Here is a 26,138-nt window from a genome sequence, read left to right on the forward strand (position 1 = left end):
CAAGCGCTAAACGCCTTTGGCCACTCCTGCGCGTCGGGTTTTTACTCGCCCTTCTGTTTATCCAGCGCGACTTGATAGAGAACATTCTTGCGCTCGCCGGTAATTTGCGCCGCCAGGGCTGCCGCACGCTTGAGCGGCATTTCTTCGAGCAACAGATTGAGGATACGCATCGCTTCGCTGCTGACCGCGTCTTCCGTCTCCGGTGCCGACCAACCCGCCACCAGCACCACGCATTCGCCGCGCTGCTGATTGCTGTCGGACTCGACGAATTCACGCAGCTCGGCGAGCGGCAGTCCCTTGAGGGTTTCGAAGGTCTTGGTGATTTCCCGTGCCAGCAACGCCGGGCGCTCGCCGCCGAATACCAGCTCCATGTCTTGCAGACACTCGAGAATCCGGTGCGGGGCCTCATAGAAAATCAGCGTGCGCGGTTCTTCCTTGACCAGCTCCAGCCGAGCCCGACGCCCTACAGCCTTGGCCGGCAGGAAGCCTTCAAAGATGAAACGATCCGAGGGCAAACCCGCCGCCGACAATGCCGCAATCAAGGCACAGGCACCCGGCACCGGCACCACATTGATCCCCGCCGCGCGTGCCTGGCGCACCAGGTGATAACCCGGATCGGAAATCAGCGGCGTCCCGGCATCGGAGATCAACGCCACATCGTCACCGGCCAGCAGGCGCTGGATAAAACGACTACCTTCATCCCGTTCGTTGTGTTCATGGCAAGCGGCCAATGGTGTCGCAATGCCGAAGTGCTGCATCAAACGCTGGGAATGACGCGTGTCTTCGGCGGCAATCAATGCCACCTCACGCAGGATTTTCAGCGCACGGGCACTGATGTCGTCCAGGTTGCCGATGGGCGTCGCCACCACATAAAGCGAGCCAGCAGCGGAATTCAAAGCACCTGGAGCAGTCAAAGCGCACACCTCATGATCGGTAAAAGTCGCCATTGTAGCGCGTAGTGACACTTGCGACGCGCGCAAGCCACCCTTGGTTTCGGGGCCTTTTGTGCAGTGCTGCAACATTTGCACGAGCTAAATTGATCGATTCACGCCAGTAACATCGCGCCCCGGCCAGTGCTTGGGTACAATTCCACGCTAATTTGATCGAGTATCAGGAACACTACATGATCGCTTGCCTGCGGCTGTTCACTGCCCTCTGCCTCGCTGCCTTGTTGGCGGCTTGCGCCAGCTCGCCCTCCTCCAGCCTTGGCGAACTTCCACGGACCCCGGATGCCAGTATCGAGCAACTGCTCGAAAAGGCTGCCCAGAGCAAAACGCCGGAACAAGCTGCACTGTTTCGACTGAGCGCGGCAGACCTGGCTTACCGTCAAGGCAATGCCGGCCAGTCCGCGCAAATCCTGCAACAAGTGCCGATGGAACAACTCAAGCCTGGCCAACAGGTCTTCGCCAGTACCCTGGCGGCGGAACTGGCCATGGTGCGTAACCAGCCCAAAGCGGCGCTGACCGCCTTGAGCCACCCAAGCCTGCAACGCCTGGGTGAATTGCCAGTCGAGCAACAAGTGCGCACCGGCACCGTTCACGCCCGCGCCCTTGAAGCCGATGGCCAGACCCTGGCCGCCGCACGGGAGCGCATCTTTATTGCGCCGATGCTCGAAGGCGAAGCCGCAGCAAAAAACCACGAAGCGATCTGGACCCTGATCGCCTCGCTGCCTACCGATCAATTGCAGCCGACCACCACCGACGACCTCGGCGGCTGGATGAGCCTGGCCCTGGCGGTGAAAACCGCCGGCACCCTGGAACAGCAGCAAGCCGCGATCGACGCCTGGAAAGCACAGAATCCGAAGCACCCGGCTGCGCTTCAATTGCCGCTGCCTCTGACCAAACTCAAAGAACTGGCTAGCCAGCCTCTGGGCAAGATCGCTCTGCTGCTGCCACAGGACGGCCCGTTGGCGTCGGTTGGCAAGGCGCTTCGTGACGGCTTCATGGCCGCTCACTACCAGGCGCAACAAGCCGGGCAGAAACCGCCAGCCATTGTGTTCTATGACACCTCGAAGCTGACGTCGATGGACGAGTTTTATCGCAAGGCCCAGGCCGATGGCGTGCAACTGGTCGTCGGCCCGCTGGAGAAGCCGCTGGTCAAACAGCTCAGCGCTCGCCCGCAATTGCCGATCACCACCCTGGCGCTGAACTACAGCGAAGGCGAACAAGGTCCGGCCCAGCTGTTCCAGTTCGGTCTTGCGGCTGAAGACGAAGCTCGCGAAGTGTCCCGTCGCGCTCGCGCCGATGGCCTGCATCGCGCCGCCATCATGGTGCCGAAAGGCGAATGGGGCGACCGCGTCCTGAGAGCCTTCAGCCAGGACTGGCAAGCAAACGGTGGCAGCATCGTCGCAACCGAACGCGTCGATCAGCCGGTGCAACTGGCCCAGCAAATCGCCGACATGTTCCAGCTGCGCCAGAGCGAAGGTCGCGCCAAAACCCTGCAGAGCACCGTTGGCTCGCAAGTCGCAGCGCAACCTTCACGTCGTCAGGACATCGAGTTCATCTTCCTTGCCGCCACTCCGCAACAGGCGCAACAGATCAAACCGACACTGAACTTCCAATACGCCGGTGATGTGCCGGTCTACGCGACGTCCCACGTGTTCAGCGCCAGCGGTGACGTAAACCAGTACAACGATATGAACGGCGTTCGCTTCTGCGAAACCCCATGGTTGCTGGATGCCAATGATCCGCTGCGCAAACAGGTGACTGCACAATGGCCACAGGCCGGTGGCAGCCTTGGCCGCCTGTACGCGATGGGTGTTGACGCCTACCGCCTGGCACCGCGCCTGGGGCAACTCAAGGCCTTGCCGGACAGCCGCATCGAAGGTCAATCGGGCAGCCTCGGCATGACCCAGAACCAACGTGTGGTACGCCAGTTGCCGTGGGCACAGTTCGTCAACGGCCAGGTTCAACGCCTGCCGGACACCCCGCGCTGATGCCTGACAGGTCACGCCAACAAAGCGGTCAGGATGCCGAGCGCCATGCGCTCGAGCATCTTCAACAACAAGGTCTGCGCCTGCTGGCGCAGAACTGGTTGTGCAAACGCGGCGAGCTTGATCTGGTCATGCTTGATGGCGATACAGTAGTATTCGTTGAAGTCCGCTACAGAAAAAACACTCAATGGGGTGGCGCGCTCGATAGCATCGATGGGCGCAAACGGCAGAAACTGATTTTCGCCGCGCAGTATTTTCTTCAGCGCGAGTCGCGTTGGGCCAATTCCCCTTGCCGTTTCGACGTGGTTGCCATCGACAGCAGCCTTGATCAGTTGAACTGGTTGCAGAATGCCTTCGACAGCTGATCGCTTGCACCCCGAACCGGACACCTTCACCCAACACTTTTGCTCTTTGCTTTGCGGGCTGCACATTCATGTGCCAAGTAGCCGCGCTAATTAAGGTCACACAGATGGACATGCAATCCCGAATTCGCCAGCTTTTTCAGGCCAGTATCGACACCAAGCAACAGGCGATGGACGTACTTGCACCGCACATCGAGCAAGCCAGCCAGGTGATGGTCAACGCCCTGCTCAATGAGGGCAAAATGCTTTCCTGCGGCAACGGCGGCTCCGCCGGTGATGCCCAGCACTTTTCGTCGGAATTGCTCAACCGCTTTGAACGCGAGCGCCCGAGCCTGCCAGCCATCGCGCTGACCACCGACAGCTCGACGATCACCTCGATCGCCAACGACTACAGCTACAACGAAATCTTCTCCAAACAGATTCGCGCGCTTGGCCAGCCGGGTGATGTATTGCTGGCGATTTCCACCAGCGGCAACTCGGCGAACATTATTCAAGCGATCCAGGCCGCACATGATCGCGAAATGATTGTCGTAGCATTGACCGGTCGCGATGGCGGCGGCATGGCGTCGCTGCTTTTGCCTGAAGACGTCGAGATTCGCGTACCGGCCAATGTCACCGCACGTATTCAGGAAGTCCACCTGCTGGCGATCCATTGCCTTTGCGACTTGATCGACAGCCAACTGTTCGGGAGTGAAGAATGACCCCTAATCGCCTAGGCCTTCTGGCCTTGACCCTGTGCCTCGGCATCAGCGGCTGCACCTCGGTGGTTAAAGCCAGCCGTGAAGCGCCGATTGAAGATGACCGCGGCACGCGCACCTTCGGCAGCAAAATCGACGACTCCCTGATCGACACCAAGGTCGGCGTGAACGTCGCCAAGGCCGATCCGGCGCTGGACAACGACTCGCACATCGTCGTTACCAGCTTCAACGGCATCGTACTGCTGGCCGGGCAAACGCCGACCGCAGACCTCAAGGCCAAGGCCGAACAGGCTGCCTCCGCCGTGCAGCGCGTGAAGAAGGTCCATAACGAACTGCAAGTCCTGCCGCCATCCGGCTTCCTTGCGCGCCAGAACGACACCTGGCTGACCTCCAAGATCAAGACCCAGATGCTCACCGATCCGAACATCCCGGGCTCGCGCATCAAGGTCGTGACCGAGAACGGCATCGTCTACTTGCTGGGCCTGCTGACCAAGCAGGAAGCCGATCAAGCCACCAGCCTGGTGCAGAGCGTTTCCGGTGTGCAAAAGATTGTGAAGTTGTTTGAGTACATCGACTGATATTTGATCTGCAGAACTCGCAGAACCCGTAGGAGCTGTCGAGAGAAACGAGGCTGCGATCTTTTGATCTTGTAAAAGCAAAATCAAAAGATCGCAGCCTTCGGCAGCTCCTACACGTTTGAAAGTGGTGAAGTAATAAAAAAGGCGATCCTTTCGGATCGCCTTTTTTATTACTTCACCACTTTCAAACTGGGTCGACCGCTGGGACGCGGCGGTTCGTTGTCGGGTGGCGGGACATCATCCGGCTCGATCTCTTCGTCGTCTTCCATAGGCGACTCCAGATCAAACACCATGCCCTGGCCGTTCTCCCGGGCGTAAATGCCCAGGATCGACGCGATAGGCACGAACAGGGTGTGCGGCACGCCACCGAAGCGCCCCTCGAAGCTGACCGCTTCGTTGTCCATGTGCAAATGACGCACGGCAGCCGGTGATACGTTCAGGACAATCTGTCCATCACTGGCGAAACCTTGCGGTACCTGCACCGACGGATATTCGGAATTGACCAGCATGTGCGGGGTGCAATCGTTATCAACAATCCACTCGTAGAGCGCGCGGACCAGATAAGGTCGACTGGAGTTCATAGCGGCTCCTTAAGCCTTAGCGCATATCGCGTTCGACACCAGACAGACTCGCCTGGAAAGCCTCACGCGCGAAAGAGCGCTCCATGTAATCAAGCAGCGGCTTGGCAGGCCGCGGCAGTTCAATACCCAAAATCGGCAATCGCCAGAGTATTGGCAATAGGCAGCAATCCACCAGACTTTGTTCCTCACTGAGGAAAAACGGCTTGTCGGCGAACAACGGCGACACGCCTGTCAGGCTTTCGCGCAGCTCTTTACGAGCGACAACGCGGGCGGCTTCCTTGGACCGGGAATCCAGGATCAGATCCACCAGGCCACACCAGTCACGCTGAATACGATGAATCAGCAGACGGCTGTTTGCACGCGCCACAGGATAAACCGGCAGTAAAGGCGGGTGCGGGTAACGCTCATCCAGATATTCCATCACCACGGTCGACTCCCACAACGCCAAGTCACGATCGACCAGGGTGGGCAAGCTACCGTAAGGGTTCACTTCGATCAGTTTAGGCGGCTGGCGACCAGCTTCCACATAAATGATCTCGGCGCTGACACCCTTCTCTGCAAGTACGATGCGTACTCGGTGGGAATAGTGGTCGGCGGGGTCGGAGTAACAGGCCAACCGATTGGTCACGCCCATGGCGGTCCTCCTCGCTTGTAGAAATTATCGGAAGCGGAAAAACGCGCGCGCCCAGAGGGCGCCTCCCGTAACGCCTGGCTTACCAGACTCGTTACACCTTCAGAGACGCCCCTGGGCGCGCGCGATTAACAGCAATTGCTTACAGCTTTATCAATGGACGTCTTTCCAGTATTCACGCTTGAGCAAGTATGCGAATACGAAGAAGAACGCCAGGTAGAGCAATACATAGGTGCCGATGCGCTGATGTTGAAGCTTTACCGGGTTAGCCGAGTAAGCGAGGAAGGTTACCAGATTCTTGACCTTCTCATCGAACTGCTCTTCGTTCAGGGCACCACTCTTCGGCACAATGGTCAACTGATCGCACGCTTCATGAGTCAGCTTCGAACCGGTCAGCGGATCATACTGCTTCTTGCCGTCCTCGACGATTTGAACCTGTTTGCAGCCAACCACCTGGCGACCTTGCAGGCCGACCAGCACGTTAGGCATGCCGACGTTCGGGAACACCTTGTTGTTCACACCCCAAGGACGCGTCGGGTCTTCATAGAACGAACGCAGGTAGCCGTAGAGCCAGTCAGTGCCACGCACGCGAGCCACCAGGGTCAGGTCCGGCGGCGCTGCGCCGAACCAGGTCTTGGCGTCTGCCGGCTGCATGCCGATGCTCATGTGGTCGCCGATCTTGGCGCCGGTGAACACCAGGTTCTTCAGCATCAGATCGTGAGGAATCCCCAGGTCGTCGGCAACGCGCTCATAGCGCTGGAACTTGGCACTGTGGCAACCCATGCAGTAGTTGGCGAACGTACGTGCGCCGTCCTGCATGGCCGCTTTGTCGGAAACGTCGATGTCGACTTTTTCCAGCTCCGGGCCACCGTGTTCGGCTGCGAAGGAGAACACTGGCAGAGCAGCAAGAATCAATACAGCAAATAGCTTTTTCATCAGCCAGTCACCCTTTCCGGAACCGGTTTGGTCTTCTCGAGCCTGGTGTAGAACGGCATCAGAATGAAGTAGGCGAAGTACAGGAAGGTGCAAATCTGCGACACCAGTGTCCGCTCAGGGGTTGGGGCCAATACGCCCAGCACGCCGAGGATCACGAAGCAGATGCAGAACACCCAAAGCCAGATCTTGCTCAGCCAGCCCTTGTAGCGCATGGACTTGACCGGACTGCGGTCGAGCCAAGGCAGGACGAACAGCATGGCAATCGAAGCACCCATGGCGATGACGCCCATGAGCTTGTCGGGAATTGCCCGCAAGATCGCGTAGAACGGCGTGAAGTACCAGACCGGCGCGATGTGCTCTGGGGTCTTGAAGGCGTTCGCCACTTCAAAGTTCGGCTTCTCGAGGAAGTAACCGCCCATTTCCGGGAAGAAGAACACGATCGAGCAGAAGATGAACAGGAACACCACCACGCCGACGATATCTTTCACGGTGTAGTACGGGTGGAAGGCAATGCCGTCCAGCGGTACGCCGTTTTCGTCTTTGTGTTTCTTGATGTCCACGCCGTCCGGGTTGTTCGAACCGACTTCGTGCAGCGCCAGTACGTGCAACACCACCAGGCCGAGGATCACGATTGGCAGCGCCACAACGTGCAAGGCGAAGAAGCGGTTCAGGGTAATACCGGAAATCAGGTAGTCGCCACGAATCCACTGGGTCAGGTCGTTGCCGATGACCGGGATCGCACCGAACAGCGAGATGATCACCTGGGCACCCCAGTAGGACATCTGGCCCCACGGCAGCAGGTAACCCATGAAGGCTTCAGCCATCAGCGCCAGGTAGATCAGCATGCCGAAGACCCACACCAGCTCACGTGGCTTCTGGTACGAACCGTAGAGCAAACCACGGAACATGTGCAGATAGACCACGATGAAGAACGCCGAAGCGCCGGTGGAGTGCAGCAGTCGCAGGATCGAGCCGTACTCGACGTCGCGCATGATGTATTCGACGGAGGCAAACGCTTCTTCCGCCGACGGGGTGTAGCTCATGGTCAGCCAGACACCGGTAACGATCTGGTTGACCAGAACGAGCAGTGCGAGGGAACCAAAGAAATAGAAGAAGTTGAAGTTCTTCGGGGCGTAGTACTTGCTGAGATGGTCTTCCCACATTTTGGTCGCGGGAAAGCGCGCATCAACCCAATCCATGAACTTGCTCATCACGCTTTCTCCGTATCGACGCCAATGACAATAATCTCATCGGTCTCATAGGAATGCGGGGGAACTGGCAGGTTCAAAGGCGCAGGTTGCGACTTGTAGACGCGGCCAGCCAGATCGTAGTGGGAACCGTGGCAAGGGCAGAAATAACCACCTACCCAGTCTTTGCCCAGATCAGCAGGTGCCACTTCAGGGCGGAAGGTCGGCGAGCAACCCAGGTGTGTGCAGATACCGATCAGCAGCAGGACCTCTGGCTTGATCGAACGCGTTTCTGGATCGACGTAGGTCGGTTGTGTCGAGTTCTTGGAGGTCGGGTCAGACAACTGGCCCTCGATCTTCTTCAGATTCCCCAGGATTTCCGCGGTTCGGCGGACAATGAATACTGGCTGACCGCGCCACTCAGCAATCATCTGCTGGCCTGGCTCGATTTTGCTGACATTCACTTTCACCGGTGCACCTGCGGCTTTCGCCTTGGCACTGGGAAACCATGACCCCACGAACGGGACCGCAGCCCCCACCGCTCCTGCAGCACCCACCACGGATGTGGCTGCTACCAAGAAGCGACGCCGGCCTGCATTCACGCCGTCATTGCTCATTCAGTCCTCTCCCATCAGCTTTGTGGCCTGTTAAATCAGGCATCTACTAAGTAAATCTATGTACTTATAAAAATTTTGCCGAATGGTAATGAAAAGCCCCAATTCTGACAAGGTAATTACCCAAGGGCTCCACTGCCAAGCCTTGCAGTATAGGGGCTCTACGGATGTGGCAAGTTGTCACAGCGCAATTCTTTAAGAAATCGCACGCATAAAAAAACGCCCAGCTCCGTGAGGAGACTGGGCGTTCTTTTGAACGTGGAAGCGAATTAACGCTTCGAGTACTGCGGACGCTTACGCGCTTTACGCAGACCAACTTTCTTACGTTCAACTTCACGAGCATCGCGAGTAACGAAGCCAGCTTTGCGCAGAGCGCCACGCAGGGTTTCGTCGTACTGCATCAGTGCGCGAGTGATACCGTGGCGGATTGCGCCAGCTTGACCACTTACACCACCACCGATCACGGTGACGTAGATGTCGAATTTCTCGACAGTCTCAGTCAGTTCCAGCGGCTGACGAACTACCATGCGGGCAGTCTCGCGGCCGAAGAAATTTTCCAGGGTGCGGTTGTTGATGGAGATGTTACCAGTACCCGGACGCAGGAAAACGCGTGCGGTTGCGGTCTTGCGACGGCCAGTGCCGTAATTTTGAGTCGCCGACATAATGAACTATTCCGTTAAAACTTCAGTTCTTGGGGCTGCTGAGCAGTATGAGGGTGTACAGCGCCCGCATAGACTTTCAGCTTACGATACATGTCGCGACCCAGCGGGTTCTTAGGCAGCATGCCTTTAACCGCGGTCTCGATCACGCGCTCAGGGGCTTTAGCGATCAGCTTTTCGAAGTTGATCGACTTGATGCCGCCCGGGAAACCGGAGTGGGAGTAGTAGATCTTGTCGGTGGTTTTAGCACCAGTTACACGAATCTGCTCGGCATTGATAACGACGATGTAATCGCCGGTGTCAACGTGAGGAGTGTACTCAGCTTTATGCTTGCCACGCAGACGGCTCGCGATTTCGGTGGCCAGACGACCCAGGGTCTGACCTGCAGCGTCGACGACAAACCAGTCGCGCTGTACTGTTTCCGGTTTAGCAGTAAAAGTTTTCATTCTTTATAGCCTCAGGGGCCGCCCTGTAAATTAGACGGCGGATCTTACTGAATAGTGCGTACTTTGACAAGTCAAAGGCAGCCGGATACAGACGCTTTCGGGGGCTCGGGTCGGCGCGTCCGTTCAACGGCAAGATTCTTCGGCGGCGGCGCATCACTTCCACTGCAGAAAGAGGTGCGCAATTATGCAGATTGCGAAAAATATTTCAACCTGCTTTTATGATTGTTTTGCCCAAGGAGCACCCGATGGACTATCGCCAGCTAGGCCGAACCAATCTGAACGTGAGTGCAATCTGTCTCGGAACCATGACCTGGGGCGAGCAAAACAGCGAGGCTGAAGCCTTCGCGCAGATAGAACGGGCCAAAGGCGCCGGGATCAATTTCATCGACACCGCCGAAATGTACCCGGTGCCACCCAAGGCCGAAACCTACGCCACCACCGAGCGCTACATCGGCAATTACTTCAAGAGTCGCGGTGATCGTGCCGACTGGATCCTGGCGAGCAAGATCGCCGGCCCCGGCAACACCATCGACTACATCCGCGACAAAAACCTGCGCCACAACCGCCAGCACATCACTGAAGCCGTGGACGCCAGCCTCAAGCGCTTGCAGACCGACTACATCGATCTCTATCAACTGCACTGGCCGGAACGCAGCACCAATTTCTTTGGTCAGCTGGGCTACAAGCACAAGATCGAAGCCAACCTGACACCGCTGGAAGACACCCTCGAAGCGCTCGACGAACAGGTCAAGGCCGGCAAGATCCGCCACATCGGGCTGTCCAACGAAACCCCGTGGGGCACCATGCGCTTCCTCGCCCTGGCTGAAGCCCGCGGCTGGCCGCGCGCCGTGTCGATCCAGAACCCGTACAACCTGCTCAACCGCAGCTTTGAAGTCGGCCTGGCGGAAATCGCCATTCGCGAACAATGCGGCCTGCTCGCCTATTCGCCTCTGGCGTTCGGTTTCCTGTCGGGCAAGTACGAAGGTGGCGCACGTCCACCGAAAGGTCGCCTGAGCCTCTACAGCCGCTTCAGCCGCTATTTCAACGCGCAGTCGGAAGCAGCCTGCAGCCGTTATGTCGCACTGGCGCGTGAACACGGTCTGGACCCGGCGCAAATGGCGTTGGCTTTCGTGACCCAGCAACCGTTCGTAACCAGCAACATCATTGGTGCGACCACGCTGGAGCAATTGGACAGCAACATTGCGAGTTTCGAGCTGAAACTTTCCGATGAAGTGCTGGCGGGGATCGAGGCGATTCACAAGGATCACCCGAATCCTGCGCCTTGATCGCCAGGTAAAAAGCCTTCGCGAGCAAGCCCGCTCCCACATTCGACCGCATTCTTCTGGAGAACTCGGTTAAATGTGGGAGCGGGCTTGCTCGCGAAGGGGATCTCGAATTCACCAAATCTTCAAAGCGACCGCGCAATAATCTCCTTCATGATCTCGTTGGTGCCGGCATAGATCCGCTGCACCCGCGCATCCGCCCACGCCCGGGCCACCGGGTATTCCCACATGAATCCGTAACCGCCATGCAACTGCACGCATTCGTCGAGCACCTTGCATTGCAGGTCCGTGCCCCAGTATTTCGCCATTGCCGCCGTCGGCACGTCGAGCTTGCCTTGCAGGTGCAGCTCCAGGCATTTGTCGACGAACACTCGGCCAATCTGAATTTCAGTCGCCATTTCCGCCAGTTTGAAGCGAGTGTTCTGGAAGTCGGCAATCGCCTTGCCGAACGCCTTGCGCTCGCGGGTGTAGTCCAGCGTCCATTGCAGCGCCGCTTCGGCCGAAGCCAGTCCGCCGACCGCAACGGTCAGACGTTCTTGCGGCAATTCCTGCATCAGGTAGGCGAAGCCCATCCCGGCCTGGCCCAACAAATTTTCCTTCGGCACGCGTACGTCCTGGAAGAACAATTCCGACGTGTCCTGGGCCTTCATGCCGACTTTTTCCAGGCGCTTGCCCTTGGCGAAGCCTGGCGTGTTGGCTTCCACCAGAAACAAGCTGGTGCCCTTGGCGCCGGCCTTCGGATCGGTCTTGGCGACAACAATGACCAGGTCCGCCAGATAGCCATTGGTGATGAAGGTTTTCGAGCCGTTGATCACGTACTCATCACCGTCCAGCACTGCGGTGGTTTTGACCCCTTGCAAGTCGGACCCGGCGCCCGGCTCGGTCATGGCAATTGCCGTGACCATCTCGCCAGACACCAGTTTCGGCAGGTATTTGTGTTTCAACGCTTCGCTGCCGTAATGCAGGATATACGGCGCGACGATGTCCGAATGCAGCGAGAAACCGATCCCGGTCAGTCCGAGACGACCGACCTCCTCAATCACCACCGCGCTGTAGAGAAAGTCCGCCCCCAGCCCGCCGTATTCTTCCGGCAGGTGCGAACAAAGCATCCCCGCCTCCCCCGCCTTGTTCCAGAGTTGACGGTCGATGTAGCCCTGTTTTTCCCATTGCCCATGGAACGGCACGGCCTCTTTTTCGAGGAACGTTCGCACGCTGTCGCGAAAGAGTTCGTGCTCGGAACTGAACAAGGTTCTGGGAATCATGCGGCACCTGCCGTTATTGTTAGAAGGAAATGACCTTCAGAGACTAAGCCCCGCTTCCGATACAGGACACTGGACACATCAGACAAAAAATAAGACGATCCAGCCGTCTGGTGACCACTTTCCCCTATAAGAATAAAGTTGAATTATGTCTAACCAAGTCTCCACGCCCCTGCGGCGCGTCAGCATCCTGGCTATCGACCGGGTTTTCGCTTCCACCCTCATGCAAGCCAAGGATTTCTTCCATCTGGCCAGCCTGCGCTACGGCAAACAACTGGGCCACGGCCTGACACCGGCGTTCGAAACCCGGCTGGTCAGCCCCGACGGCAAACCGGTAAACAGCTTCAGCGATGTGATCATGCCGGTGGATGGCGGCCTGGAAAACGCCGACATCATCATCCTCCCGGCCTTCTGGGACGATTTCGAAACCCTGTGCAAACGTTATCCACAGGTGCTGCCGTGGCTGCGAGAGCAACACGCTCGTGGCGCGGTGCTGTGCGGCGAAGCCACCGGGGTGTTCTGGCTGGCGGAAGCCGGGCTGCTCAACGGCAAGGAAGCGACCACTTACTGGCGCTTCTTCAACGCGTTTGCCGAGCGTTACCCGCAGGTTCACCTCAATCAGGACAAGCACCTGACCGACGCGGACAACCTGTATTGCGCCGGCGGTACGACCTCGGCGTGCGACCTCTACATCTACTTGATCGAGCGTTTCTGCGGCGCCAACGTGGCCCAGGCCGTGGCCCGGGACATTCTGTATGAAGTGCAGCGTAGCTACGCACCGGGCCGCATCGGTTTCGGCGGACAGAAGCTACACCAGGACGTAATCATCCTGCAGATCCAGCACTGGCTCGAAGAACACTTCGCTGACAAGTTTCGCTTCGAAGACGTGGCCCGCGAACACGGCATGAGCATTCGCAACTTCATGCGCCGCTTCCAGACTGCCACCGGCGACAAACCGCTGCACTACCTGCAACGCCTGCGCATCGAGACCGCCAAGGGCTTGTTGTCCGGCAGCCGCAAGAGCATCAAGACCATCAGTTATGAGGTCGGCTACGACGATGCGAGCTTCTTTGCGCGGCTGTTCCGCCAGCACACCGAATTGTCGCCGAACCAGTATCGGCAGCAGTTTCAGCAGGCTGCGTGAAACAACAGAAATCCAATAATGTGGGAGCGGGCTTGCTCGCGAATGCGGACTGACATTCAACATTGATGTCGACTGATACACCGCTTTCGCGAGCAAGCCCGCTCCCACAGGGATCTTCAGCGCACAAAAAAAGGGCCTGCGTTTGCAGGCCCTTTTTTTATTTTCCTAATCGTCCTACGGCTTATGCGCCCGGGACAGGAATTCGTGGGATTGCATTTCCAGCAGACGACTCAGCGTACGCTGGAACTCGAAATTCAAGCGACCGCCGGTGTAGAGGTCTTTGAGCTCGACTTCAGCAGAAATGATCAGCTTCACGTTACGGTCGTAGAACTCATCGACCATGTTGATAAAGCGTCGGGCGATGTCGTCGGTGGTGACGCTCATCTGCTCGACACCGCTGAGCAACACGGCGTGGAAGATCTTGCCCAGTTCGATGTAATCGTTCTGGCTGCGCGGGCCGTCGCACAGTTCGCGGAAGTCGAACCAGGCCACGTCATCACAGGTGCGCAAGGCACGGATTTCGCGGTTTTCGATCATCAGCACATCGTTTTCGATGGCAGCCGTGCATTCCGGCGTCAGGGCGCGGAAACTTTTGCGCAGGCTTTCCTGGGACGCTTCGTCGAGCGGGAAGTGGAACAGCTCGGCTTGCTCAAGGTGACGCAGACGATAATCGACGCCGCTGTCGACGTTGACGATGTCGGTGTTCTGCTTGATCAGCGCGATGGCCGGCAGGAAGCGCGCACGTTGCAGGCCATCCTTGTACAAACCGTCCGGCACGATGTTCGAGGTCGCGACCAGGGTTACGCCGTTCTTGAACAGTTCTTCCATCAGCGTGCCGAGGATCATGGCGTCGGTGATGTCGGAGACGAAGAATTCATCGAAACAGATCACCCGGGCTTCGTCGGAGAAGCGCTTGGCGATGATGGTCAACGGGTTTTTCTCGCCACCGAGGGTCTTCATCTCTTCGTGCACGCGCTTCATGAAGCGGTGGAAGTGAGTGCGGACCTTTTCCTTGAACGGCAGGGCTTCGAAGAAGGTGTCGACCAGGTAGGTCTTGCCGCGACCCACGCCGCCCCAGAAGTACAGGCCCTTGACCGGCGCCTGGTCTTTTTTGCCAAACAGCTTGCCGAACAGGCCCGGCTTGCTCTGCGAGGCCGCGACCAGATCGTCGTACAGGCGCTGCAAATGACGCACCGCAGTTTCCTGGGCGGCGTCATGGAAGAATTCCGGGCGTTTCAGATCAGCTTGATATCGTTCTAGGGGCGTCATAATTCGTTAGCAAGGCAACAAAAACGGGCCGTCACTGTAGCGACGGCCCGTGGGAATGGCAATCGGCCCTTGGTCGGGTCGAGCCGCTGATTTATTCCTGAACCGGCGTCAACGCAACGCGCAGGGCGTCGATGGCGACGTCGCGAGCGGCGCTGTCAGCGAAGGTCGGGCTGTCGCCGACGCACGCGCCTTCCAGCCAGACGCTGAAGCTCAGGTCTTCGCTGCGCACGTCCAGAGGCTGGCCCGCTTGCAGTTGCTTGGTCACCTGGCCGGCGGTTTTGCCGTCGGCAAAGTTGCGCGACAGCAGCAGTTGCTCGCCATCGGCCGCCAGCAGACGGAAGCGGAAACTGCCGTCGTCTTCGCGGAAGCTGACGAAACGCGCGGCTTTCGCAGCTTTCTTCTTGGTCGTCGCAGCGACTTGGGTCTGGGCGACGAAAGAACGCAGGCCGACCGCTTCGCGCAGTTCGTGAAGGAACGGCGTGGCCACCGAGCGAGCCTTTTTCGCGCCGATCTGCAGCATGTCTTCCAGGTCTGCCGGGCGTTCGATCAACTGGTGATAACGCTCGCGGGACTCGCCCAGCTCGCTGTCGAGCAACTGGAACAGACGATTCTTCGCCTCGCCCCAACCCAGGCCTTGCAGCAGTTCGCTGCGGAATTCGTCGGACTGCGCCGGGGTGGCGAAGGCCTGGAACAGAGTAAACAGGTGCGAGTTGTCCGGATCCTTGGCTTCGCCCGGTGCGCGGGAGTCAGTGACGATCCGCGAAATCGCGTCCTTCATCTCTTTGGCGCTGCTGAACAACGGAATGGTGTTGTCGTAGCTTTTCGACATCTTGCGACCGTCGAGGCCTGGCAGCGTGGCGACGCTTTCTTCGATCAGCGCCTCCGGCATGGTGAAGAATTCTTTGCCCTGACCGAACAGATGGTTGAAGCGCTGGCCGATGTCCCGGGCCATTTCCACGTGCTGGATCTGGTCACGACCGACCGGCACTTTGTGCGCGTTGAACATCAGGATGTCCGCAGCCATCAGCACCGGGTAGCTGTACAAACCCATGGTGATGCCGGCATCCGGGTCTTCGCCGGTCTCGACATTCTTGTCCACCGAGGCCTTATAGGCGTGGGCGCGGTTCAGCAGGCCCTTGGCGGCAACGCAGGTCAGCAGCCAGGTCAGCTCGGGGATTTCCGGGATGTCGGACTGGCGATAGAAGGTCACGCGATCAACGTCGAGGCCACCGGCCAGCCAGGTCGCGGCGATTTCCAGACGCGAGCGCTGGATGCGCAGCGGGTCATCGCATTTGATCAGGGCGTGGTAGTCGGCCAGGAAGTAGAACGAATCGGCATTGCTGTCACGGCTGGCGACGATCGCCGGGCGGATGGCGCCGGCGTAGTTGCCCAGGTGCGGCGTGCCGGTGGTGGTGATGCCGGTGAGGATACGGGTACGAGTCGTCATGGGTAATCGCTTGTCAGACTGCAATCAATTCGAAAGACGCGGCAGGATCAGATCCTTGAGATCGGTCAGCTTGCCATGAAAAAAGTGTCCGCATTCTGCCACTTTCAGCAGCTCATGGGGGCGATCGAGTTTGTCGGACCAGTCGTAGACGAGCTGCGGATCGATGACTTCGTCGGTTTCTGGCTGGATCAGGGTCAGCTCGCCGTGTTGCGGCAGTTGATCCTGATCGCCGAGGCGCATCACCGCCGGCGCGACCATGAACAGATGTTTCAGCTGTTCGCCCTGCGCTTCCAGGCGTCCGCCGAGGCTGGCAGCAACAAAACCACCGAAGGAGAAACCGAACAGCGTCAACGGCAAGTCCGGGTGCTTGGCCCGCAGCCATTCGGCGGCCGCCTGGGCATCGTCGACTTCACCGGTGCCCATGTCGTGGCTGCCTGCGCTGGTGCCAACGCCACGGTAATTGAAACGCAAGGTAACCAAACCGGCGTCGCGGGCGGTGCGCTGCAAGGTCGACACGACTTTATTGAGCATGGTGCCGCCCTGCACCGGGTTCGGATGGCAGATCAGCGCAATGCCGCGCGGCTGCTCGTTATCCAGGTACAAACTTTCCAGTTGACCGACGGGGCCATCAATCACTACAGGGGTTTCGCGCATAAGCAAGGAAGGAACTCCGTGACCTCGAATCGGGTCGACTCGTCTAGCAAATTGTCTGTGCCAATCTATTGCGAGTGAATCGCGGTATACAGCGCAGGTTCGAGCCGTTAACGTAAAGCAAAGCCGTTTATAGAGGAAGGACTCGTGGAACACTCGCTCTTAGTTTGGTTGTTGCCGACTCTTGCCCTGGTTGTGGGTGTCGCCGTTGGATTCCTGATCGCTCGCCTGGTGCCAAATGCCGCTCCTAGCAGCACACAACGTCAGCTGGATGATATTCAGGAACGTTTCGACAGTTATCAGAACGAGGTGGTTACTCACTTCAACAGCACTGCCTCGCTGGTCAAGAAACTGACTGCGAGCTATCAGGAAGTGCAGGATCATCTCGCCGAGGGTGCCAATCGTCTGGCCCTGGACGAGCAGACTCGCCAACGCTTGCTGGCCGCCCTGCACGCTGACGCCACCGTGGCGCCACGGGAACGCCTGACGCCACCGCGCAATCAGGAGCCGCCTCGCGACTACGCGCCAAAAGCCCCGAACGCGCCGGGCATGCTCGATGAGCATTACGGCCTGAAGAAATAATCAGGTTTCGCGCTACGCAAAAAGCCCTCGGATGAGTGATTGTCCGAGGGCTTTTTTGTGGCTGATTGTTGGGTTGTCTGCACCGGCCCCTTCGCGAGCAAGCCCGCTCCCACAGGGGATTGCACTCCAAAGGTGGGAGCGGGCTTGCTCGCGAAGGGGCCCTAACAAGCGACACAAAAAAAACCGCCCGATCTTTTGAAGATCGTGCGGTTCTTTTTACACCCGGGGTTTACTGGTACTGCTGAACAGGCTGCCCCTGCTGCTGATACTGCTGACCCGGAATCGCCTTCAGGTTGACCTCGACCCGGCGGTTCTGCGCCCGGCCGTTGACGTCGCCGTTGCTGGCAATCGGGTTATCCGGGCCGGCGCCACGGGCCGACAGGTTGGCACCGCTGACACCTTGGGATGTCAGGTAAGTCGCCACACTCTGGGCGCGCCGCTGGGACAGGTCCATGTTGTGCTGACGGGCGCCGGTGCTGTCGGTGTAGCCGACGATCTCGATCTGGTTCTGGCTGAACTCCTTGAGCGAGCCTGCCAGATTGTTCAGCGGCTGATAGAAGCTGGAAGCGATGTTCGCCGAATCGGTGGCGAACGTGATGTTGCCCGGCATGATCAGCTTGATCTGATCGCCCTGGCGCTGCACTTCAACCCCGGTGTTGGCCATGCTGGCCCGCAGCTTTTTCTCTTGCTGGTCGGCGTAATAACCGTAACCGGCCGCGGAAGCACCCACCACGGCAGCACCGATCAACGCGCCCTTGCCACGATTATCGTGACCGATCGCGGCACCCGCCAAAGCACCCGCCAGGGCGCCGAGGCCGCCGTACTTGGCGGTTTTGCTCATGCCTTGGGAACCGCCATCGGCCTGTCCCTGATTGTCATAAGGATTAGGTGAAGCGCAGCCAGACAACAAGGCCACAGCAGTTGCGACAATAATCAAACGCTGCTTGGTGAACATGAAGAGCTCCTACTTTTTGCATTCTGAGGTGCAACGGACCAAGGCATCGGCCTATGCGGGCGTTGGATCATTTGCGCGAGTAAAAATTCCGCTGGTTACAATTCAGGCCCGCACAAACGGGTTCTCGCGCATTTCATCACCCAGACGCGTATCCGGACCATGGCCAGTGACCACAGTGGCTTCCTCGTCGAGGGTATACAGCCGCTGCTTGATCGACCGCACGATGGTCGCCTGATCGCCACCCCACAAATCCGTGCGCCCTACCCCACGCTTGAACAACGTGTCACCGGCAATCAGCAGCTTAGCCTCTGAAAACCAAAAGCTCATGGAACCTGGCGTATGCCCCGGCGTATGAATCGCCACGCCGCAGCCGCAAGCCAGTTCTTCATCATCAGCCAACCAGCGATCCGGCGATGGCACCGGCGTGTAGGGCACACCGAACATCTGGCATTGCATCTCCAGGTTGTCCCAGAGGAATTGATCTTCTTTGTGCAGATGCAGGGTCGCGCCGGTTTTCTCCTTCAACTGACCGGAGGCCAGGAAGTGATCGAGATGCGCGTGGGTGTGGATGATGGTTACCACCTTCAGGCCCAGGGCGTCGAGGCGGGCGAGGATCAGTTCGTGGTTTCCACCGGGGTCGACGACGATGGCTTTCTTGGTGACGGGGTCGCCGATGATGGTGCAGTTGCACTGGAGCGGGCCGACGGGGAAGGTTTCGCGGATAAGTGCGGAACTGGGAACAGTCATGAAGATCGATGGCCTGTATTGGACGGAAGGCAGTGACAATTGCTTCACGATTCTACGCCATTCGCCGATACAGATCGCCAGGCCAGTTATTTGACGCCACTAATCAGAAAGTAGTGGCCATATGATGCCAAACGCATCATTTCTGGTGCAAAATCGGACTTTTGTAGCGGTCGCATCCAGGAAGGGCCGCAGCGCACTCAGGAAATTCGCATGCCTACGCCCCTTGGTTCCTCTTTAAGCTTCTCTTCTAATCTGACCGGCATTAAAGCGCTCGACAGTTTGCTTTCCGGCTCCTACTGGGCGGGCACCAACTGGACGACAAACGGCCCGACCAATCTGAGTTACAGCTTTATTGAGCCCAACACTTCCTACTTTGCGACCAATTACAGCGCCGATAACGAATACAACGCTATTTACGCCCTGTCTGGCGATCAGAAAAACGGCATCATCAATGCGCTGGCGACCTGGAGCGCCGTGGCCAATATCAACTTCACCCAGACCACCGACAACATCTCGAACGTCGGCGACTTGCGTTTTGGTGGCTATGCGTTGATGGGCGATCAAGCGGCCGCCTGGGCATACAACCCTTCCAACTCACCGGTAGGCGGTGATGTCTGGATTGGCGAACCGGCCAACGAGTACCCGACCAAGGGTACTTATGACTTCATGACCTACATCCACGAAATCGGTCATGCCCTGGGCTTCAAGCATCCGTTCTCCGCCAGTTCGGGCAATAGCACGATTCTTGACCCGGCATTGGACGATGTCCGATTCACAGTCATGAGTTACAACAACAATTATTCCTATCAGCCGACAACGCCGATGGTGCTGGACATCCTCGCCATGCAGGCGTTGTACGGCGCCAACACTCATTGGCAAACCGGTGACAACGTCTATAGCTGGAAAGCCTACCAACCGGTTTTCGAGACCATCTGGGACGCCGGCGGCAACGACACAATCGATGCGAGCACCCAGGCAATCCGGGTCGACATCAACTTGAATGAGGGTGCGTACAGCACCATCGGCCTGCCCATTCTCACTGGCGGGAGCACGTTCAACAGCGGACTGGCGATTGCTTACGGCGCCAAGATAGAAAACGCCATTGGCTCGAACTTTAACGACGTACTGCGCGGCAATGATCTGGACAACGTCCTGAATGGCGGCACAGGCGCGGACTCGATGTATGGCGGTGCCGGCAACGACACCTATTATGTCGATAACCGGGATGACCGGATCTTCGAGACCGGCACCTCAACCAGCGAGATCGATTCGGTTTTTTCGACGGCCACCTACAATCTGCTTTACAACCAGAACGTAGAAAACCTGACGCTGCAAACCAGTGCCAATATCAACGGCTATGGCAATGCGTTGAGCAACGTCATCACCGGTAACGCCGGCAACAACATTCTCGACGGTGACGAAGGAGCGGATCGGCTGATTGGCGGTGCCGGCAACGACACTTACGTGGTCGACAACTTCGGTGATGTCATCGTTGAAACCAGTACCGTCGTCGGTGAGATCGACACCGTGCGCACATCGGTCAGCTGGACGCTGGGCGATAACCTGGAAAACCTTGAGCTCAGCGGCGGCGCCAATATCAATGCCGTGGGTAACGCCCAGGACAACATCCTGACCGGCAACGCTGGCAGCAACGTGCTCGACGGCCAAGGTGGCCTGGACACCCTGATCGGAGGCGCTGGCAATGACGCTTACGTCATTGATCAGGCCGCCGAACTGAATCTGGCGAAAGAAAATGCCAACGAGGGCAGCGACACCCTGCTGCTCAACTACTCCGTGCAGAGCAACACCCTCGTTGATTTGAATAGCGGTACGCTGAGCAACTTCGAAAATGTCACCCTCAACGGGGCGGGTGCCTTTGATGTGCTGGGTAACGGTCAAGACAATATCCTGATCGGCAACACCTTTGCCAATAACCTGCAGGGTGGCGCAGGCAATGACATGCTCGATGGTGGAGACGGCGTCGACACCCTGATCGGTGGCACGGGCAACGACACCTATGTGATCAACAGCCTGGACGATACGCTGGTCGAACAGGCGAACGAAGGTCGTGACCTGGTTCGTACCTCCGTCAGCTACACCCTCGGCGCCAACATCGAGGACGGCGAACTACTCGGCAGTTCCGCCCTGAATCTCAACGGCAACGAACTGGCCAACGTTCTGATCGGCAACTCCGGCGATAACTTCCTCGACGGCGGTCTCGGCGCCGACCAATTGATCGGTGGCGACGGCAATGACACCTACCTTGTCGATAACACCAGTGACGTCATCGTCGAAGGCTGGTTCAACGACTATGACCACGTTTATGCGTCTGCCAGCTTCACGCTGGATATCAACCTCGAAGCGCTGACACTTACCGGCGCTGGCAACATCAACGCGACGGGCAATTACAGCGCAAACAACATCAACGGCAACCTCGGCAACAACATCCTCGATGGCGGTGCCGGGGCGGATACACTTTCGGGGCTTGCCGGCGATGACATCTATGTTGTCGACGACATCAACGACCGAGTGATCGAGGCCGCCAACGAAGGCCGTGATCAGGTTCGTTCATCGATCAGCTACACCTTGAGCGCCAACGTAGAAGATGGCGTGCTGCTGGGCAATGCAGCCATCAACCTCGACGGCAACAATCTCGATAACGTGTTGTCGGGCAACAGCGGCGACAACACCCTCAATGGCAGCTACGGCGCTGACATCATGATCGGTGGCGACGGTATCGACACCTATTGCGTCGATAACGTCGGCGACGTGGTGATCGAGACCGATACCTCGCCAACCGCCTATGACCGGGTGTTCGCGTCCATCGACTACACCCTCGGCGCCAACGTCGAGAACCTGATTCTGGTCGGCAGCGCCAACCTCAACGGCACCGGCAGCAACGTGGCCAACCGCATCACCGGCAACGATGGCGCCAACATCCTCGACGGTGGCCTTGGCGCCGACCAGTTGATCGGTGGCCTGGGCAACGACACCTACATCGTCGACAACCTCGGCGACAGTATCAACGAAACCAGCGCCCTGGTCGGTGAAACCGACACCGTGCGTTCGTCGGTCAGCTGGACGCTCGGCGCCAACCTGGAAAACCTGTTCCTCACCGGCGGCGACAACCTGAATGGCGTCGGCAACAGCCAGAACAACTTCCTGATCGGCAACAACGGCAACAACGTGCTCAGCGGCGGGGCCGGCGACGACACCCTCGACGGTGGCGTAGGTGCTGATGCCATGGTCGGGGGCGATGGCGTCGACACTTACTACGTCGACAACATCGGCGATCTGGTAATCGAGACCGATACTTCGCCAACCGCCTACGACCGGGTGTTCTCGTCCATCGATTACACCCTCGGTGCCAACGTCGAGAACCTGTTGTTCCTTGGCAGCGCCAACCTCAACGGCACCGGCAGCAACGTGGCCAACCGCATCACTGGCAACGCTGGCGACAACATTCTCGACGGAGGCCTCGGCGCCGACCAGTTGATCGGTGGCCTGGGCAACGACACCTACATCGTCGACAACCTCGGCGACAGCATCAATGAAACCAGCACCCTGGCTGGCGAGATTGACACCGTACGCTCGTCGGTTGACTGGACGCTGGGCGCCAATCTCGAAAACCTGGTGATGACCGGCAGTGCCGTCAACGGCACCGGCAACGAGCTCAACAACAGCTTGACCGGCAACGATGGCGACAACACCCTCAATGGCGGTCTGGGTGCCGATATCATGATCGGCGGCGCCGGCATCGACACCTACTACGTCGACAACATCGGCGATGTGGTGATCGAGACCGATGCCTCGCCAACCGCCTATGACCGGGTGTTCTCGTCCATCGATTACACCCTCGGTGCCAACGTCGAGAACCTGTTGTTCCTGGGCAGCGCCAACCTCAACGGCACCGGCAGCAACGTGGCCAACCGCATCACCGGCAACGCCGGCGACAACATTCTCGATGGCGGCCTCGGCGCCGACCAGTTGATTGGCGGCCTGGGCAACGACACTTACATCATCGACAACCTCGGCGACACCATCAACGAAACCAGCACCCTGCTCGGTGAAACCGACACCGTGCGTTCGTCGGTCAGCTGGACGCTCGGCGCCAACCTGGAAAACCTGTTCCTCACCGGCAACGACCACCTGAATGGCGTCGGCAACAGCCAGAACAACTTCCTGATCGGCAACAACGGCAACAACGTGCTCAGCGGCGGGGCCGGCGACGACACCCTCGACGGTGGCGTAGGTGCCGATGCCATGGTCGGGGGCGACGGCGTCGACACTTACTACGTCGACAACATCGGCGACCTGGTGATCGAAACCGATACTTCGCCGACGGCTTATGACCGGGTGTTCTCGTCCATCGATTACACCCTCGGCGCCAACGTCGAGAACCTGTTGTTCCTCGGCAGCGCCAACCTCAACGGCACCGGCAGCAACGTGGCCAACCGCATCACTGGCAACGCCGGCGACAACATTCTCGACGGTGGCCTCGGCGCCGACCAGTTGATCGGCGGCCTGGGCAACGACACCTACATCGTCGACAACCTCGGCGACAGCATCAATGAAACCAGCACCCTGGCTGGCGAGATTGACACCGTACGCTCGTCGGTTGACTGGACGCTGGGCGCCAATCTCGAAAACCTGGTGCTGACCGGCAGTGCCGTCAATGGCACCGGCAACGAGCTTAACAACAGCCTGACCGGCAACGGGGGCGACAACACCCTCAACGGCGGTTCGGGCGCCGATATCATGATCGGCGGCGCCGGCCTAGACACCTATTACGTCGATAACCTCGGTGACGTAGTGATCGAAACCGAGACCTCGCCAACGGCTGTCGACCGGGTGTTTTCATCCGTCGATTACACCCTGGGCGCCAATGTCGAGAACCTGACGTTAACCGGCAACGCCGTCTACGGCATCGGCAACGCATCAATCAATCGCATCACCGGCAACGATGGCGACAACACTCTCGATGGCGGCCTTGGCGCCGACATCATGATCGGCGGCGCCGGCATCGATACCTACTACGTCGACAACATCGGCGATCTGGTAATCGAGACCGATACTTCGCCAACCGCCTACGACCGGGTGTTCTCGTCCATCGATTACACCCTCGGTGCCAACGTCGAGAACCTGTTGTTCCTTGGCAGCGCCAACCTCAACGGCACCGGCAGCAACGTGGTCAACCGCATCACCGGCAACGCCGGCGACAACATTCTCGACGGTGGCCTCGGCGCCGACCAGTTGATCGGTGGCCTGGGCAACGACACCTACATCGTCGACAACCTCGGCGACAGCATCAATGAAACCAGCACCCTGGCTGGCGAGATTGACACCGTACGCTCGTCGGTTGACTGGACGCTGGGCGCCAACCTGGAAAACCTGGTGCTGACCGGCAGTGCCGTCAATGGCACCGGCAACGAGTTGAACAACAGCCTGACCGGCAACGATGGCGACAACACCCTCAATGGCGGTCTGGGTGCCGATATCATGATCGGCGGCGCCGGCATCGACACTTACTACGTCGACAACATCGGCGATGTGGTGATCGAGACCGATGCCTCGCCGACCGCTTATGACCGGGTGTTCTCGTCCATCGACTACGCCCTTGGTGCCAACGTCGAGAACTTGCTGTTCGTCGGCAGCGCCAACCTCAACGGCACCGGCAGCAACGTGGCCAACCGCATCACCGGCAACGCCGGCGACAACATTCTCGATGGCGGCCTCGGCGCCGACCAGTTGATTGGCGGCCTGGGCAACGACACCTACATCGTCGACAACCTCGGCGACACCATCAACGAAACCAGCACCCTGCTCGGTGAAACCGACACCGTGCGTTCGTCGGTCAGTTGGACGCTCGGCGCCAACCTGGAAAACCTGTTCCTCACCGGCAACGACCACCTGAATGGCGTCGGCAACAGCCAGAACAACTTCCTGATCGGAAACAACGGCAACAACGTGCTCAGTGGCGGTGCCGGCGACGACACCCTCGACGGTGGCGTAGGTGCCGATGCCATGGTCGGGGGCGACGGCGTCGACACTTACTACGTCGACAACATCGGCGACCTGGTGATCGAGACCGATACTTCGCCGACGGCTTATGACCGAGTGTTCGCCTCCATCGACTACACCCTCGGCGCCAATGTCGAGAACCTGTTGCTCCTCGGCAGCGCCAACCTCAACGGCACTGGCAACAACGTCGCCAACCAGATGACCGGCAACGCCGGCAACAACATCCTCGATGGCGGCCTCGGCGCCGACCAGTTGATCGGCGGCCTGGGCAACGACACTTACGTGGTTGATAACGTTGGCGACACCATCAGTGAAACCAGCACCCTGGCTGGCGAGATCGACACTGTGCGCTCGTCGATTGACTGGACGCTGGGCGACAATCTGGAAAACCTGGTGCTGACCGGCAGCGCAAACCTGCGCGGCACCGGCAACAGTTTGAACAACGTGCTGATTGGCGGTACCGGCAATGACTCACTCACCGGCGGCGCCGGTGACGACACTCTCGACGGAGGCGTAGGCGCCGACTTCATGAGGGGCGGCGACGGCGCGGACACCTATTACGTCGATGACGACTTCGACTTTGTTTTCGAAACCGGTTCCTCGTTGACCGAGCACGACCAGGTGTTCGCATCCATCGACTACAACATGGAGGGCAACATCGAAGACATGCAATTGCTCGGCACCGCCAACCTCAACGGCACCGGCAACGACATCGCCAACCGCATGACCGGTAACGCCGGCAATAACACCTTCGATGGTGGTCTGGGGAACGACACCCTGATCGGAGGCCTGGGCAAGGACACGCTCACCGGAGGCAGTGGGGCAGACACGTTTGTGTTCAACACCTGGAACGAAACGGGCGTTGGCAGTCTGCGGGATGTCATCACGGACTTCAGTAGCATTGAGGGTGACAAGATCAATCTGTCACAGTTTGATGCCAACTTGCTCAATGCTGGCATTGACGGTTTCAATTTCATCGGTGCCAGTGATTTCACCGGAGCGGGTCAACTTCGCTTCGTCGACCATGTGCTCTCGGGCAACGTCAGTGGTAATGCCGGTGCGGACTTCGAAATCCAGTTGGTTGGCGTAAACACCTTCAGCGCGTCCGATCTGGTGGCCTGACGCACTGACCGCAAAAAAACGCCCCGACATGTTC

At 58.7% G+C, this 26,138-nt stretch carries 22 protein-coding genes; 8 read left to right on the forward strand and 14 right to left on the reverse strand.

Features of this window, described 5'->3' with window-relative positions:
- Positions 1 to 41: 41 nt before the first annotated feature.
- Positions 42 to 947 carry a 16S rRNA (cytidine(1402)-2'-O)-methyltransferase gene (gene rsmI / locus LOY68_RS26520; RefSeq protein WP_163912037.1) on the reverse strand — a complete coding sequence of 302 codons (906 nt, stop codon included), beginning with the start codon at positions 945 to 947 and terminating at the stop codon, positions 42 to 44.
- 176 nt (positions 948 to 1,123) lie between these two features.
- On the opposite strand from rsmI, the gene LOY68_RS26525 reads away from it, so the two are divergent.
- From LOY68_RS26525 to LOY68_RS26540, 4 genes are all read left to right on the forward strand, one after another.
- Positions 1,124 to 2,935 (forward strand): penicillin-binding protein activator, encoded by a 1,812-nt coding sequence (locus LOY68_RS26525; RefSeq protein ID WP_054045573.1) that lies wholly within the window; start codon positions 1,124 to 1,126, stop codon positions 2,933 to 2,935.
- Entirely contained in the window at positions 2,935 to 3,297 is a 363-nt protein-coding gene (locus LOY68_RS26530) for a YraN family protein (RefSeq protein ID WP_083471265.1), read from the forward strand. Before LOY68_RS26525 ends, LOY68_RS26530 begins: the two co-directional genes overlap by 1 nt.
- Positions 3,298 to 3,401: 104 nt before the next feature.
- Positions 3,402 to 3,995, forward strand: a complete 594-nt coding sequence (locus LOY68_RS26535) for a phosphoheptose isomerase (RefSeq protein WP_007904374.1) — start codon at positions 3,402 to 3,404, stop codon at positions 3,993 to 3,995.
- Complete coding sequence (locus LOY68_RS26540; protein ID WP_054045576.1) at positions 3,992 to 4,570, forward strand: BON domain-containing protein; 579 nt, start codon at positions 3,992 to 3,994, stop codon at positions 4,568 to 4,570. The genes LOY68_RS26535 and LOY68_RS26540 overlap by 4 nt, the downstream gene beginning before the upstream one ends.
- 170 nt (positions 4,571 to 4,740) lie before the next feature.
- Here LOY68_RS26540 and LOY68_RS26545 read toward each other — a convergent pair whose 3' ends face one another.
- The 7 genes from LOY68_RS26545 to rplM all read right to left on the reverse strand — a co-directional run bounded on the left by LOY68_RS26545 (position 4,741) and on the right by rplM (position 9,624).
- Complete coding sequence (locus LOY68_RS26545; protein ID WP_265040858.1) at positions 4,741 to 5,151, reverse strand: ClpXP protease specificity-enhancing factor; 411 nt, start codon at positions 5,149 to 5,151, stop codon at positions 4,741 to 4,743.
- Between the two features lie 16 nt (positions 5,152 to 5,167).
- Positions 5,168 to 5,785, reverse strand: coding sequence for a glutathione S-transferase N-terminal domain-containing protein (locus LOY68_RS26550; RefSeq protein ID WP_008155978.1), 618 nt, complete (start codon positions 5,783 to 5,785; stop codon positions 5,168 to 5,170).
- Between the two features lie 150 nt (positions 5,786 to 5,935).
- Positions 5,936 to 6,718, reverse strand: coding sequence for a cytochrome c1 (locus tag LOY68_RS26555; protein WP_265040864.1), 783 nt, complete (start codon positions 6,716 to 6,718; stop codon positions 5,936 to 5,938).
- Complete coding sequence (locus tag LOY68_RS26560) at positions 6,718 to 7,929, reverse strand: cytochrome b (RefSeq protein ID WP_054045582.1); 1,212 nt, start codon at positions 7,927 to 7,929, stop codon at positions 6,718 to 6,720. The genes LOY68_RS26555 and LOY68_RS26560 overlap by 1 nt, the downstream gene beginning before the upstream one ends.
- Positions 7,929 to 8,522, reverse strand: a complete 594-nt coding sequence (petA, locus tag LOY68_RS26565) for a ubiquinol-cytochrome c reductase iron-sulfur subunit (RefSeq protein ID WP_054045584.1) — start codon at positions 8,520 to 8,522, stop codon at positions 7,929 to 7,931. The genes LOY68_RS26560 and petA overlap by 1 nt, the downstream gene beginning before the upstream one ends.
- Before the next feature lie 266 nt (positions 8,523 to 8,788).
- Positions 8,789 to 9,181 carry a 30S ribosomal protein S9 gene (gene rpsI / locus LOY68_RS26570; RefSeq protein ID WP_003216038.1) on the reverse strand — a complete coding sequence of 131 codons (393 nt, stop codon included), beginning with the start codon at positions 9,179 to 9,181 and terminating at the stop codon, positions 8,789 to 8,791.
- 14 nt (positions 9,182 to 9,195) lie between these two features.
- Entirely contained in the window at positions 9,196 to 9,624 is a 429-nt protein-coding gene (gene rplM, locus LOY68_RS26575; protein WP_007905295.1) for a 50S ribosomal protein L13, read from the reverse strand.
- A gap of 245 nt (positions 9,625 to 9,869) precedes the next feature.
- Between rplM and LOY68_RS26580 the strand changes: the two genes are divergently transcribed.
- Positions 9,870 to 10,910 carry an NADP(H)-dependent aldo-keto reductase gene (locus LOY68_RS26580; RefSeq protein WP_163912034.1) on the forward strand — a complete coding sequence of 347 codons (1,041 nt, stop codon included), beginning with the start codon at positions 9,870 to 9,872 and terminating at the stop codon, positions 10,908 to 10,910.
- Positions 10,911 to 11,032: 122 nt separating this feature from the next.
- Here LOY68_RS26580 and LOY68_RS26585 read toward each other — a convergent pair whose 3' ends face one another.
- Complete coding sequence (locus LOY68_RS26585; protein WP_054045588.1) at positions 11,033 to 12,169, reverse strand: acyl-CoA dehydrogenase family protein; 1,137 nt, start codon at positions 12,167 to 12,169, stop codon at positions 11,033 to 11,035.
- Between the two features lie 244 nt (positions 12,170 to 12,413).
- On the opposite strand from LOY68_RS26585, the gene LOY68_RS26590 reads away from it, so the two are divergent.
- Complete coding sequence (locus LOY68_RS26590) at positions 12,414 to 13,310, forward strand: GlxA family transcriptional regulator (protein WP_177331411.1); 897 nt, start codon at positions 12,414 to 12,416, stop codon at positions 13,308 to 13,310.
- A gap of 174 nt (positions 13,311 to 13,484) precedes the next feature.
- Here the strand turns inward: LOY68_RS26590 and zapE are convergent, their stop codons facing one another.
- From zapE to LOY68_RS26605, 3 genes are all read right to left on the reverse strand, one after another.
- Positions 13,485 to 14,579, reverse strand: coding sequence for a cell division protein ZapE (gene zapE, locus LOY68_RS26595; protein ID WP_054045592.1), 1,095 nt, complete (start codon positions 14,577 to 14,579; stop codon positions 13,485 to 13,487).
- A 91-nt stretch (positions 14,580 to 14,670) separates the two neighbouring features.
- Entirely contained in the window at positions 14,671 to 16,026 is a 1,356-nt protein-coding gene (locus LOY68_RS26600) for a tryptophan--tRNA ligase (protein WP_163912031.1), read from the reverse strand.
- A 24-nt stretch (positions 16,027 to 16,050) separates the two neighbouring features.
- Positions 16,051 to 16,680 (reverse strand): alpha/beta hydrolase, encoded by a 630-nt coding sequence (locus tag LOY68_RS26605; RefSeq protein WP_163912026.1) that lies wholly within the window; start codon positions 16,678 to 16,680, stop codon positions 16,051 to 16,053.
- A 144-nt stretch (positions 16,681 to 16,824) separates the two neighbouring features.
- Between LOY68_RS26605 and LOY68_RS26610 the strand changes: the two genes are divergently transcribed.
- A complete protein-coding gene (locus tag LOY68_RS26610; protein WP_163912023.1) occupies positions 16,825 to 17,259 on the forward strand; it encodes a YhcB family protein in 435 nt (144 codons plus the stop codon).
- 229 nt (positions 17,260 to 17,488) lie between these two features.
- Here LOY68_RS26610 and LOY68_RS26615 read toward each other — a convergent pair whose 3' ends face one another.
- A complete protein-coding gene (locus LOY68_RS26615; protein ID WP_054613551.1) occupies positions 17,489 to 18,214 on the reverse strand; it encodes an OmpA family protein in 726 nt (241 codons plus the stop codon).
- A 102-nt stretch (positions 18,215 to 18,316) separates the two neighbouring features.
- Positions 18,317 to 18,961 (reverse strand): MBL fold metallo-hydrolase, encoded by a 645-nt coding sequence (locus tag LOY68_RS26620; protein WP_265040889.1) that lies wholly within the window; start codon positions 18,959 to 18,961, stop codon positions 18,317 to 18,319.
- Between the two features lie 210 nt (positions 18,962 to 19,171).
- Between LOY68_RS26620 and LOY68_RS32150 the strand changes: the two genes are divergently transcribed.
- Positions 19,172 to 26,104 (forward strand): M10 family metallopeptidase C-terminal domain-containing protein, encoded by a 6,933-nt coding sequence (locus LOY68_RS32150; RefSeq protein WP_320110083.1) that lies wholly within the window; start codon positions 19,172 to 19,174, stop codon positions 26,102 to 26,104.
- The last annotated feature ends 34 nt before the right edge of the window (positions 26,105 to 26,138 follow it).

The sequence above is a fragment of the Pseudomonas sp. B21-053 genome (assembly GCF_026016365.1).
In the GTDB taxonomy this organism is placed as follows: domain Bacteria; phylum Pseudomonadota; class Gammaproteobacteria; order Pseudomonadales; family Pseudomonadaceae; genus Aquipseudomonas; species Aquipseudomonas nunensis.